This window comes from Pseudomonas sp. Y24-6, assembly GCF_020295325.1.
Taxonomy (GTDB): domain Bacteria; phylum Pseudomonadota; class Gammaproteobacteria; order Pseudomonadales; family Pseudomonadaceae; genus Aquipseudomonas; species Aquipseudomonas gregormendelii.
Genome location: NZ_JACBXG010000009.1, coordinates 194,477 through 207,134, shown reverse-complemented (window position 1 = coordinate 207,134; position 12,658 = coordinate 194,477). Strand labels below are relative to the sequence as shown.

At 60.1% G+C, this 12,658-nt stretch carries 13 protein-coding genes; all 13 read left to right on the top strand.

The window, feature by feature from the left end:
- The first annotated feature begins 23 nt into the window (after positions 1–23).
- Positions 24–767 (top strand): UMP kinase, encoded by a 744-nt coding sequence (gene pyrH / locus HYI44_RS18770; RefSeq protein ID WP_003172271.1) that lies wholly within the window; start codon positions 24–26, stop codon positions 765–767.
- Positions 764–1,321 (top strand): ribosome recycling factor, encoded by a 558-nt coding sequence (gene frr / locus HYI44_RS18765; RefSeq protein ID WP_045060130.1) that lies wholly within the window; start codon positions 764–766, stop codon positions 1,319–1,321. The genes pyrH and frr overlap by 4 nt, the downstream gene beginning before the upstream one ends.
- A gap of 13 nt (positions 1,322–1,334) precedes the next feature.
- The gene (gene uppS / locus HYI44_RS18760) at positions 1,335–2,090 is read left to right on the top strand and encodes a polyprenyl diphosphate synthase (RefSeq protein ID WP_045060131.1); all 756 of its coding nucleotides are present in this window, start codon (positions 1,335–1,337) and stop codon (positions 2,088–2,090) included.
- Positions 2,090–2,896, top strand: coding sequence for a phosphatidate cytidylyltransferase (locus HYI44_RS18755; RefSeq protein ID WP_045060132.1), 807 nt, complete (start codon positions 2,090–2,092; stop codon positions 2,894–2,896). The genes uppS and HYI44_RS18755 overlap by 1 nt, the downstream gene beginning before the upstream one ends.
- Positions 2,893–4,083 (top strand): 1-deoxy-D-xylulose-5-phosphate reductoisomerase, encoded by a 1,191-nt coding sequence (ispC, locus tag HYI44_RS18750; protein WP_225570170.1) that lies wholly within the window; start codon positions 2,893–2,895, stop codon positions 4,081–4,083. The genes HYI44_RS18755 and ispC overlap by 4 nt, the downstream gene beginning before the upstream one ends.
- A 56-nt stretch (positions 4,084–4,139) precedes the next feature.
- Positions 4,140–5,492, top strand: coding sequence for a sigma E protease regulator RseP (gene rseP / locus HYI44_RS18745; protein WP_225570169.1), 1,353 nt, complete (start codon positions 4,140–4,142; stop codon positions 5,490–5,492).
- 74 nt (positions 5,493–5,566) lie between these two features.
- Positions 5,567–7,942 (top strand): outer membrane protein assembly factor BamA, encoded by a 2,376-nt coding sequence (gene bamA, locus HYI44_RS18740; protein ID WP_122837695.1) that lies wholly within the window; start codon positions 5,567–5,569, stop codon positions 7,940–7,942.
- A 45-nt stretch (positions 7,943–7,987) separates the two neighbouring features.
- On the top strand, positions 7,988–8,491 hold the full coding sequence (locus HYI44_RS18735; protein WP_010462812.1) for an OmpH family outer membrane protein: 504 nt from the start codon (positions 7,988–7,990) through the stop codon (positions 8,489–8,491).
- Positions 8,492–8,494: 3 nt separating this feature from the next.
- The gene (gene lpxD / locus HYI44_RS18730) at positions 8,495–9,550 is read left to right on the top strand and encodes a UDP-3-O-(3-hydroxymyristoyl)glucosamine N-acyltransferase (RefSeq protein WP_122837696.1); all 1,056 of its coding nucleotides are present in this window, start codon (positions 8,495–8,497) and stop codon (positions 9,548–9,550) included.
- A gap of 109 nt (positions 9,551–9,659) precedes the next feature.
- Complete coding sequence (gene fabZ, locus HYI44_RS18725) at positions 9,660–10,100, top strand: 3-hydroxyacyl-ACP dehydratase FabZ (protein WP_007907157.1); 441 nt, start codon at positions 9,660–9,662, stop codon at positions 10,098–10,100.
- Positions 10,097–10,873, top strand: coding sequence for an acyl-ACP--UDP-N-acetylglucosamine O-acyltransferase (lpxA, locus tag HYI44_RS18720; protein ID WP_045060136.1), 777 nt, complete (start codon positions 10,097–10,099; stop codon positions 10,871–10,873). Before fabZ ends, lpxA begins: the two co-directional genes overlap by 4 nt.
- Positions 10,874–10,875: 2 nt before the next feature.
- A complete protein-coding gene (gene lpxB / locus HYI44_RS18715; RefSeq protein ID WP_122837697.1) occupies positions 10,876–12,006 on the top strand; it encodes a lipid-A-disaccharide synthase in 1,131 nt (376 codons plus the stop codon).
- Between the two features lie 11 nt (positions 12,007–12,017).
- A complete protein-coding gene (gene rnhB / locus HYI44_RS18710; RefSeq protein ID WP_045060138.1) occupies positions 12,018–12,644 on the top strand; it encodes a ribonuclease HII in 627 nt (208 codons plus the stop codon).
- Positions 12,645–12,658 lie beyond the last annotated feature (14 nt).

The following is a 12,658-nucleotide window of genomic DNA, read 5'->3' as shown; positions in this document are numbered from 1 at the left end:
ATACGCCGCAGGAGAGATTCGCAATGGCTCAGCAGGGCAGTGGTTATCAGGCTCGCTATAAACGCATTCTACTCAAGCTTAGCGGCGAGGCCCTGATGGGCTCGGAAGAGTTCGGGATCGATCCGAAAGTTCTGGATCGCATGGCACTGGAAGTCGGCCAGCTGGTTGGCATCGGTGTGCAGGTCGGTCTGGTGATCGGCGGTGGCAACCTGTTCCGCGGTGCAGCGCTGAGCGCAGCCGGCATGGACCGGGTAACGGGCGACCACATGGGCATGCTGGCCACTGTGATGAACGCCTTGGCCATGCGCGACGCGCTGGAACGTGCCAATATCTCGGCCATCGTGATGTCGGCTATTTCCATGGTAGGTGTGACTGATCATTACGATCGTCGCAAGGCCATGCGCCACCTGAACGCCAAGGAAGTGGTGATTTTCGCGGCCGGTACCGGCAATCCGTTCTTCACCACGGATTCGGCGGCATGCTTGCGTGCTATCGAAATCGATGCCGATGTCGTGCTCAAGGCGACCAAGGTCGATGGCGTCTACACTGCCGACCCATTCAAAGACCCGCATGCCGAGAAGTTCGATCATCTGACTTACGATGAAGTGCTGGATCGCAAGCTGGGTGTAATGGATCTGACGGCCATTTGCCTGTGCCGCGACCACAAGATGCCATTGCGCGTCTTTAACATGAACAAGCCCGGCGCCCTGCTGAATATCGTGCATGGTGGCGCTGAAGGGACCCTGATCGAGGAAGGCCAACAATGATCAACGAAATCAAGAAAGACGCTCAAGCGCGCATGCAGAAATCCCTGGAGTCTCTGTCCCACGCGTTTGGACAGATTCGTACCGGCAAGGCTCACCCGAGCATTCTGGGCAGCGTGATGGTGCCTTACTACGGTACCGACACCCCGTTGAGCGGCGTCGCCAACGTGACCGTCAAAGACTCCCGTACCCTGCAGGTCGTGGCGTTCGAGCGCAACATGCTCGCCGCAGTCGACAAGGCTATCCAGAGCGCCGGTTTGAACCTCAATCCGACCAACCTGGGCGAGCTGCTGCTGATCTCCATGCCGGCACTGACCGAGGAAACCCGCAAGGGCTTCACCAAGCAGGCTCGCAGTGCTGCGGAAGACGCTCGTGTTGCCGTGCGCAACATTCGTCGCGATGCGCTTGGCGACCTGAAAAAGCTGGTGAAGGACAAGGAAATCAGCGAAGACGAAGAGCGTCGTGCCGCTGCCGATATCCAGAAGCTCACCGACAAGGCTGAGGCGGATATCGACGCTGCGACCAAGCAGAAAGAAGCGGACCTGATGGCCGTATAAGGGTCGCGTTTTCATGGAAAAGACTAAGCAGACTGCGCCCTTCGCGGTGCCGCGCCATGTCGCGATTATCATGGATGGTAACAACCGCTGGGCGAAAAAGCGCTTTTTGCCCGGTGTCGCCGGTCATAAGGCCGGCGTCGATGCGGTGCGTGCAGTGATTGAGGTGTGTGCCGAGGCCGGGGTCGAGGTATTGACCCTGTTCGCGTTCTCCAGCGAAAACTGGCAGCGCCCGGCCGATGAGGTCAGTGCCTTGATGGAGTTGTTCTTCAAGGCGCTGCGTCGCGAGGCCAAGCGCCTGAACGACAACAACATCAGTTTGCGCATCATAGGCGACCGTTCGCGCTTCCATCCCGAACTCCAGGCCGCCATGCGCGAGGCTGAAGCCATGACGGTGGGCGCCAATCGCCTGGTCTTGCAGATCGCCGCCAATTACGGTGGTCAGTGGGACATCGCTCAAGCCGCGCAACGCCTGGCTCGTGAAGTCCAGGCCGGGCATCTGCGTCCGGAGGACATCACGCCGGAGCTGCTGCAGACGTGTCTGTCGACGGGCGACCTGCCTCTGCCGGACCTGTGCATCCGCACCGGTGGCGAGCACCGCATCAGCAACTTCCTGCTGTGGCAGCTGGCTTACGCCGAGTTGTACTTCTCCGACCTGTTCTGGCCGGACTTCAAACACGACGCCATGCGCAAAGCGCTGGCCGATTTCGCTTCGCGCCAGCGCCGCTTCGGTAAAACGAGCGAGCAGGTCGAAGCTGGAGCCCGGGCTTAATGCTTAAACAACGAATCATCACTGCACTGATCCTGCTGCCGATCGCCCTTTGCGGCTTTTTCCTGCTGGAAGGCTCCGGCTTTGCGCTGTTCATTGGCCTGGTCGTAACCCTGGGCGCATGGGAGTGGGCTCGCCTGGCGGGCTTTACCGCCCAGCCAGTTCGGGTCGGCTACGCGCTGGCCGTCGCGGTGATGCTGTTTTTCATGCATATATTGCCCGGGCTCGCGCCTTGGGTGCTGGGCGCTGCGGTACTGTGGTGGGGCGTTGCAACCTATCTGGTGCTGACGTACCCGCGTTCGAGCGGTCATTGGTCGAGCGCCGCCTGCAAGCTGGTGATCGGCCTGCTGGTGCTGCTTCCGGCGTGGCAAGGCCTGATCCTGATCAAGCAGGAGCCTCTGGGCAACTGGCTGATCATGGCGGTGATGGTGCTGGTGTGGGGCGCGGATATCGGGGCTTATTTCTCCGGTCGAGCCTTTGGCAAGCGCAAGTTGGCGCCGCAGGTCAGTCCTGGCAAGAGCTGGGAAGGGGTCTACGGCGGCCTGGCGCTGGCGCTGGTCATTACGTTTTTCGTCGGGCTGGTTCGCGACTGGACCGTTGCAGAACTGCTCAAGGGGTTGATCGGTGCGGCGGTGATCGTATTCATCTCGGTGGTGGGCGACCTCACTGAGAGCATGTTCAAGCGCCAGTCCGGGATCAAGGACAGCAGTAACCTGCTGCCAGGTCACGGTGGAGTGCTGGATCGGATCGACAGCCTGACCGCGGCCATCCCCGTGTTTGCAGTACTGTTGTGGATGGCGGCACCGTGAGTCGCCCACAGCAGATTACCGTGCTGGGGGCTACGGGCTCGATTGGCCTGAGCACCCTTGACGTCATTGCCCGGCACCCGGATCGCTTCCAGGTGTTTGCCCTCAGCGGGTTCACGCGTCTGAGCGAGCTGCTGGCCTTGTGTGTGCGCCATGCCCCACGGTTTGCCGTGGTGCCTGAAGTCAACGCCGGCCGACGCCTGCAGGAAGAGTTGCGCGCGGCCGGCCTGTCGACGCAGGTATTGGTGGGCGAAGAGGGCTTGTGCCAGGTCGCGGCCGATCCGCAAGTGGATGCAGTGATGGCGGCCATCGTCGGAGCGGCAGGCTTGCGCCCGACCCTGGCGGCGGTCGAGGCCGGTAAAAAGATCCTGCTGGCCAACAAGGAAGCGCTGGTAATGTCCGGCGCCTTGTTCATGCAGGCGGTGCGCAAGAGCGGCTCGGTACTGTTGCCAATCGACAGTGAGCACAATGCGATCTTCCAGTGCATGCCGCGGGATTTCGCCCAGGGCCTGGGTTCGGTCGGGGTTCGTCGTATTTTGCTCACGGCCTCCGGTGGCCCGTTCCGCCAGACGCCGCTGGCCGAGCTTCAACACGTGACGCCAGAGCAGGCCTGCGCTCATCCTAACTGGTCCATGGGGCGCAAGATTTCGGTCGATTCGGCCAGCATGATGAACAAGGGGCTTGAGCTGATCGAAGCCTGCTGGCTGTTCGACGCCAGGCCGTCCCAGGTCGAGGTGGTGATCCACTCGCAAAGTGTCATACATTCCCTGGTCGATTACATAGACGGTTCGGTGTTGGCGCAGTTGGGCAATCCCGATATGCGTACGCCGATCGCCAACGCCCTGGCCTGGCCGGAGCGCATTGACTCGGGTGTGGCGCCGCTGGACCTGTTCGCGATCGCTCGCCTGGACTTCCAGGCGCCTGACGAGGAGCGTTTCCCCTGCCTGCGCCTGGCGCGTCAGGCGGCCGAGGCCGGCAACAGTGCACCGGCCATGCTCAATGCAGCAAATGAGGTGGCGGTAGCCGCGTTTCTCGACGGAAGGATTCGTTATCTGGAAATCGCGAGTATTATCGAACAAGTGTTGAATCTTGAGCCGGTGGTAGCGGTGGAGGATCTCGATGCCGTATTTACGGCAGACGCCAAGGCTCGTGAACTGGCCGGGCAATGGCTGAGTCGCCACGGGCGCTGACACGTGTTGCAATGCGCAAGCCCATGCAGCACTGGATAGGATTGCGGAGAGAATAGATGAGCGCGCTTTACATGATTGTCGGCACCCTGATTGCGTTGGGCGTGCTGGTCACCTTCCACGAGTTCGGCCATTTCTGGGTCGCGCGTCGCTGTGGGGTTAAAGTGCTGCGTTTCTCCGTAGGCTTCGGCATGCCGTTGCTGCGTTGGCACGACAAGCAGGGTACCGAGTTCGTGGTCGCCGCCATTCCGTTGGGCGGCTACGTGAAGATGCTGGACGAGCGCGAAGGCGAAGTGCCGGTCGATCAGCTCGATCAGTCTTTCAATCGCAAGTCCGTGCGCCAGCGTATCGCCATCGTGTCCGCGGGCCCGATCGCCAACTTCCTGCTGGCGATGTTTTTCTTCTGGGTGCTCGCCATGCTGGGCAGCGACCAGGTGCGCCCGGTCATCGGTGGTGTCGAACCCGCCAGCATCGCGGCCAAGGCCGGGCTGACGGCGGGCCAGGAAATTGTTGCAATAGATGGCGAGCCGACTTCCGGCTGGGCCGCGGTTAACCTGCAGCTGGTTCGCAGATTGGGCGAAAGCGGAGCGTTGCAGCTGGTCGTACGGGATCCGGGTTCCACCAGCGATACCCCGCGCGAGCTGGTGCTGGATAAGTGGCTCAAAGGCGCAGATGAGCCCGATCCGATCCGTTCGCTGGGCATTCGGCCGTGGCGCCCGGCTCTGCCGCCGGTGTTGGCCGAACTCGACCCGAAGGGCCCGGCACAGGCTGCCGGCCTGAAGACGGGCGACCGTTTGCTGGCCCTCGATGGCAAGGCCCTCGACGACTGGCAACAAGTGGTGGATACGGTTCGCCTGCGACCTGACAGCAAGATCGTGTTGCGGGTCGAGCGTGATGGGGCTCAAATCGACGTTCCAGTGACCCTGGCAGCTCGCGGCGAGAGCAAGGCGCCCAGCGGATACCTGGGGGCCGGGGTAAAAGCAGTCGATTGGCCACCAGAGATGATTCGCGAGATCAGTTACGGTCCGGTCGCGGCAATCGGGGAAGGGGCTCGACGTACCTGGACCATGAGCATTCTGACCCTCGATTCGCTCAAGAAAATGTTGTTCGGCGAGCTCTCGGTAAAAAACTTGAGTGGACCGATAACCATTGCTAAAGTGGCGGGCGCTTCTGCCCAGTCGGGTGTCGCTGATTTCCTGAATTTCCTTGCTTATCTGAGTATTAGCCTGGGCGTTCTGAATTTGTTGCCCATTCCAGTACTGGATGGGGGGCATTTGTTGTTTTATCTGATCGAGTGGGTGCGTGGTCGCCCCTTGTCGGATCGGGTGCAGGGTTGGGGGATACAGATCGGTATCAGTTTGGTGGTCGGGGTGATGTTGCTTGCCCTGGTCAATGATTTGGGCCGTCTGTAACACTTCGCTGAATTGCGAATCTGCCGCATTTTGCGGCAGTTTGTTTATTGACAGTTGGAATAAGAAAGGACTTCATGAAACGTCTGCTGCTAACTGCGGTTCTCACCGTATTGATGATCGCCGAAGTTCACGCCGAGTCCTTCACTATCTCTGATATTCGCGTCAATGGCCTCCAGCGGGTCTCCGCGGGTAGTGTCTTTGGTGCCTTGCCGTTGAACGTCGGCGAGCAGGCTGACGATCGTCGCCTGGTGGAATCCACTCGTGCGTTGTTCAAAACCGGTTTCTTTCAAGATATCCAGCTGGGCCGCGATGGCAACGTCCTGGTCATCACGGTAGTCGAGCGTCCGTCGGTCGCCAGTATCGAAATCGAAGGTAACAAGGCGATTTCCACTGAAGACCTGATGAAGGGCCTTAAACAGTCCGGTCTGGCCGAAGGTGAAATCTTCCAGCGCGCCACCCTTGAGGGTGTCCGTAACGAACTGCAGCGCCAGTACGTCGCTCAGGGTCGCTACTCCGCAACCGTCGACACCGAAGTGGTGTCGCAGCCGCGCAACCGCGTCGCGCTGAAGGTCAACATCAACGAGGGCACCGTTGCCGCTATCCAGCACATCAACGTGGTGGGTAACACCGTCTTCCCTGACGAAGACCTGATCGACCTGTTCGAACTCAAGACCACCAACTGGTTGTCGTTCTTCAAGAACGATGACAAGTACGCCCGTGAAAAGCTGTCCGGTGACCTGGAGCGTCTGCGTTCCTACTACCTTGACCGTGGCTACATCAACATGGACATCGCTTCGACCCAGGTGTCGATCACCCCGGACAAGAAGCACGTCTACATCACCGTCAACGTCAACGAAGGCGAGAAATACACCGTTCGTGACGTCAAGCTGAGCGGCGACCTGAAAGTCCCTGAAGACCAGGTCAAATCCCTGCTGCTGGTGCAGAAAGGCCAGGTGTTCTCGCGCAAGCTGATGACCACTACGTCGGAACTGATCACTCGCCGCCTGGGTAACGAAGGCTACACATTCGCCAACGTCAACGGTGTTCCGCAGCCGCACGATGACGACCACACGGTCGACATCACCTTCGCCGTAGACCCGGGCAAGCGCGCCTATGTCAACCGCATCAACTTCCGTGGCAACACCAAGTCCGAAGACGAAGTGCTGCGTCGTGAAATGCGCCAGATGGAAGGTGGCTGGGCTTCGACCTACCTGATCGACCAGTCCAAGACCCGTCTTGAACGCCTGGGCTTCTTCAAGGAAGTCAACGTTGAAACGCCAGCAGTCCCGGGCGTCGACGATCAGGTGGACGTGAACTACAGCGTCGAAGAGCAGGCCTCCGGTTCCATCACCGCCAGTGTCGGTTTCGCCCAGAGTGCCGGTTTGATCCTCGGTGGCTCGATCACCCAGAACAACTTCCTGGGTACCGGCAACAAGGTCAGCATCGGCCTGACCCGCAGTGAATACCAGAGCCGCTATAACTTCGGTTATGTCGACCCGTACTGGACTGCTGATGGTGTGAGCCTGGGTTACAACGCTTTCTACCGCACCACCGACTATGACGATCTCGAAACTGACATCGCCAGCTATGCGGTAGACAGCCTGGGTGCCGGCGTGAGCGTGGGTTACCCGATCAGCGAGACGTCTCGCCTGACCTTCGGCCTGACCGCACAGCAGGACACGATCAAGACCGGTGTCTACACCGTTGATGAAATCTTCGACTTCGTGAACAAGGAAGGCGACAAGTACCTGAACTTCAAGGCGTCGGCCGGCTGGTCCGAGTCGACCCTGAACAAGGGCGTGCTGGCTACCCGTGGTCGTTCCCAGAGCCTGACCCTGGAAACCACTACGCCGGGCAGCGACCTGTCGTTCTTCAAGCTCGACTACCGTGGCCAGTTGTTCCAGCCGCTGAGCGAGAACTACACCATGCGCCTGCACACCGAATTGGGTTATGGCGACGGTTACGGTTCGACCGATGGCTTGCCATTCTATGAAAACTACTATGCTGGTGGTTTCAACTCGGTTCGTGGCTTCAAGGACAGCACCCTGGGTCCTCGCAGTACACCGAGTCGTGGTCGCAACCCCGGTACCGCGGAAGATCCGGACCAGGATCCACTGCCGTTCGGTGGTAACGTCCTGATCCAGGGCGGCGTGGAACTGCTGTTTCCGCTGCCGTTCGTCAAGGATCAGCGTTCCCTGCGGACTTCGGTCTTCTGGGACGTGGGTAACGTGTTCGACTCGCAGTGCAAGGACACCACCAATGCTGATGGCTCGCCGTCCAGCACCAAGTGCAACGACATCAGCCTGAGCAACATGGCCAGTTCCGTCGGTGTCGGTGTGACCTGGGTCACCGCACTGGGTCCGTTGAGCTTCGCCCTGGCCATGCCAGTGAAGAAACCGGATGACGCTGAGACTCAAGTGTTCCAATTCTCCCTCGGCCAGACGTTCTAAGCGTCTGACCCAAGATAACGACAATGGATTTTGTAGGAGTGCATCGTGCGTAAGTTGACTCAATTGGTTCTCCTGGCAACCGTACTGGTAGCAGGTCCGGCTTTTGCCGACATGAAAATCGCGGTCCTGAACTATCAGATGGCCTTGCTCGAATCCGACGCGGCCAAGAAGTACGCCGTGGATGCCGAGAAGAAGTTCGGTCCTCAGCTGTCCAAGCTCAAGACACTGGAAAGCAGTGCCAAGGGCATCCAGGACCGCCTGATGGCCGGTGGCGACAAGATGCAGCAAGGGGAGCGTGAGCGCCTGGAGCTTGAATTCAAGCAAAAGGCCCGTGATTTCCAGTTCCAGTCCAAGGAGCTGAACGAAGCCAAAGCCGTTGCTGACCGTGAAATGCTGAAGCAGCTCAAGCCAAAACTGGACAGCGCTGTGGAAGAAGTCATCAAGAAAGGTGCTTTTGACCTGGTCTTCGAGCGTGGCGCAGTGATCGATGTCAAACCTCAGTACGACATCACTCGCCAGGTTATCGAGCGCATGAATCAGCTGAAGTAATCCATGACAGCGACTATGAAGCTCGGCCAATTGGCCGAGTTCCTCGGCGCCACCCTGCGTGGCGACCCGGAGAAAGAAATTACTGGGCTAGCCACTTTGCAAGAGGCTGGCCCAGCTCAGTTGAGCTTTCTGGCAAACCCTCAGTATCGCAAGTACCTGGCTGATTGCCGGGCTGCAGCGTTGTTGCTCAAAGCCGCAGACGCGGACGGGTTTGCCGGTAACGTACTGGTGGTGCCGGATCCGTACCTGGCCTATGCGCGGATTTCCCATCTGTTCGATCCCAAGCCGAAGGCGCCTGCCGGCATTCATCCGACCGCCGTCATCGCTGCCGATGCAGTGGTTGATCCGGCAGCGAGCATCGGTGCATTCGCGGTGATCGAAAGTGCGGCGCGTATTGCCGCCGGCGTAACGGTTGGCGCACATTGCTTCATCGGCGCGCGCAGCGAAATCGGCGAAGGTGGCTGGTTGGCACCGCGAGTGACGCTGTACCACGACGTTCGCATTGGCAAACGGGTCGTGATTCAGTCGGGCGCTGTGCTGGGCGGCGAAGGTTTTGGTTTCGCCAACGAGAAAGGCGTTTGGCAGAAGATCGCCCAGATCGGCGGTGTGCTGGTCGGTGACGACGTCGAGATCGGGGTCAATACCGCGATCGACCGTGGTGCGCTCGCCGATACAGTACTTGGCAATGGCGTGAAGCTCGACAACCAGATTCAGATCGCCCACAACGTCCAGATTGGCGATCACACCGCCATGGCGGCATGCGTGGGGATCTCCGGCAGCACCAAGATCGGCAAGCATTGCATGCTCGCCGGTGGCGTGGGGCTGGTGGGGCATATCGAAATTTGCGACAACGTTTTCATCACCGGGATGACCATGGTGACCCATTCGATTACCGAAAAGGGTGCCTATTCTTCCGGTACGGCGATGCAGCCGGCAGCCGAGTGGCGCAAAAGCGCGGCACGCATCCGTCAGCTCGATGACATCGCGCGGCGTTTGCGTCAGCTGGAAAAGCGTGCAGGGGAAGTGACCCCTGACGGTAATGCTTCATCAGATGGCTGATACCATTTCCATATCAAGTGTGCACAGCCGCTAGACTGCCTCCTTGATTTGCTAGAGGGGTGCGCTTTTAGTCGCGCGCTCCCAATCTTTACATAGGCTTCCCCCCGAAATGATGGACATCAACGAGATTCGCGAATACCTGCCTCACCGTTACCCGTTCCTGCTGGTGGACCGGGTCGTGGATCTGGATGTGGAAGGCAAGCGCATTCGCGCCTACAAGAATGTCAGCATCAACGAACCGTTCTTCAACGGTCACTTCCCGGCGCACCCAATCATGCCGGGCGTACTGATCATTGAAGCAATGGCTCAGGCTGCCGGGATCCTTGGTTTCAAAATGCTCGACGTGAAACCAGCCGACGGCACCCTCTACTACTTCGTCGGTTCGGATAAACTGCGCTTCCGCCAGCCGGTGCTGCCGGGCGACCAGTTGATCCTTGAGGCCAAGTTCCTGAGCTGCAAGCGTCAGATCTGGAAGTTCGAGTGCCAGGCTTCGGTGGACGGTAAGCCAGTGTGCTCCGCTGAAATCATCTGCGCGGAACGCAAACTATGAGTTTGATTGACCCTCGCGCAATCATCGATCCGACGGCCGTACTGGCCGACGACGTCGAGGTCGGCCCTTGGTCGATCGTCGGCGCTGGTGTGGAAATCGGCGAGGGGACAGTGATCGGGCCGCATGTGATTCTCAAGGGCCCGACACGTATTGGTAAACACAATCGCATCTACCAGTTTTCCTCGGTAGGCGAAGACACGCCGGACCTGAAATACAAGGGCGAAGAAACTCGCCTGGTGATCGGCGACCACAACGTCATTCGCGAAGGCGTGACGATTCACCGTGGGACTGTTCAGGACCGTTCGGAAACGACCCTGGGTGATCACAACCTGATCATGGCCTATGCCCATATCGGCCACGACAGTGTCATCGGCAACCACTGCATCCTGGTCAACAACACCGCGCTGGCGGGGCATGTGCATGTGGAGGACTGGGCGATCCTGTCCGGCTTCACCCTGGTGCATCAGTATTGCCATATCGGCGCCCACAGCTTTTCCGGCATGGGCACCGCCATTGGCAAGGATGTCCCGGCGTACGTCACGGTGTTCGGCAACCCGGCCGAAGCCCGCAGCATGAACTTCGAAGGCATGCGCCGCCGCGGTTTCAGTGAAGAAGCCATTCATGCCCTGCGTCGCGCCTACAAGGTCGTGTACCGCCAGGGCCTGACGGTCGAGCAGGCACTGACCGAACTGGGCGAGGCCTCGGCGCAGTTCCCGGAAGTCGCAGTGTTCCGTGACTCGATCCAGTCTTCGACCCGCGGCATCACCCGTTAATCATGGCTAACTTGCGTATTGCGCTGGTAGCGGGTGAGGCTTCCGGTGACATTCTGGGCGCGGGTCTCATGCGCGCGCTCAAGGTTCAGCACCCGGCGGTAGAGTTCATTGGCGTCGGCGGGCCGTTGATGGAGGCCGAGGGCCTCGTTTCCTACTTCCCCATGGAACGCCTGTCGGTCATGGGCCTGGTGGAAGTGCTGGGCCGTCTGCGTGAGCTGCTGGCCCGGCGCAAGAAGCTGGTCGGCGATCTCATCGCCGAGAAACCGGATGTGTTCATCGGCATCGATGCCCCGGATTTCAACCTCAATATCGAACTCAAGCTGCGTCAGGCCGGGATCAAGACCGTGCACTACGTCAGCCCTTCGGTCTGGGCCTGGCGTCAGAAGCGCGTGCTGAAGATTCGCGAAGGCTGTGACCTGATGCTCACGCTGTTCCCGTTCGAAGCCAAATTCTATGAAGAGAAGGGCGTGCCGGTGCGTTTTGTCGGGCACTCCCTGGCCGATGCGATTCCGCTTGAGGCCGATCGCGCCGCCGCGCGGGCCGAGCTCGGCTTGCCGGACGGCCCTCTGGTTGCGCTGATGCCGGGCAGTCGTGGCGGTGAAGTCGGGCGTCTTGGCGAGCTGTTCCTCGATACTGCCCAGCGCCTGCGCGCCATGCGTCCGGGTGTGCGATTTGTCATGCCGTGCGCCAGCCCGCAGCGTCGGGCCCAGCTGGAAGCGATGCTGGCCGGGCGGGATCTGCCCCTGACGCTGCTCGATGGTCAATCCCATCTTGCACTGGCCGCCTGCAACGCGGTGTTGATCGCGTCCGGAACGGCTACGCTCGAAGCGTTGTTGTACAAACGGCCCATGGTGGTGGCCTATCGCCTGGCACCGCTGACGTTCTGGATTCTCAAGCGTATGGTCAAAAGCCCCTATGTGTCTTTGCCGAACTTGCTGGCCCAGCGCCTGCTGGTGCCGGAATTGCTCCAGGATGATGCGACGGTCGAAGCCCTGGCCCAGACCTTGTCCCCCCTGATCGAAGGCGGGGAAGAGCAAACCCGCGGCTTCGACGAAATCCACCGGACCTTGCGTCTGGACGCCTCCAACCAGGCGGCAGACGCCGTGCTGAAACTGATTGGCCACGTACAATGAGCAAGACAAGCATGCAGATGGGACTGGATTTCACCTTGGTCGCAGAAGTCGAAGAACTGGTTGCCGGCGTCGATGAAGTCGGTCGCGGGCCGCTCTGCGGCGCCGTGGTGACGGCTGCGGTAATCCTCGATCCGAACCGTCCGATCCTCGGCCTTAACGACTCGAAGAAGCTCACCGAGGCCCGTCGCGAAAAACTCTACGATGAAATCTGCGAAAAGGCCCTGAGCTGGTGCATTGCCCGGGCCGAAGTCGAGGAAATCGACGAGCTGAACATTCTTCACGCCACCATGCTGGCCATGCAGCGCGCCATCGAGGGCCTGCACATCCAGCCCAAGCTGGCGATGATCGATGGCAATCGCTGCCCGAAATTGTCCATGCGCGCCGAAGCAGTGGTGCAGGGCGACGGCAAGGTGCCTGCGATTGCAGCGGCATCGATCCTGGCCAAGGTCAGCCGCGACCGTGAAATGGCTGCTTTCGAATTGATTTACCCGGGTTACGGCATTGGCGGCCACAAAGGCTACCCGACCCCCGTTCATCTGGAAGCCCTGGCCCGCCTGGGACCCACGCCGATTCACCGGCGCTCGTTCGCCCCGGTACGCCTGGCGTATGAGGCTCGTGAGAGCCTGATCGAGAGTTAGTCGCAAGGCTGATG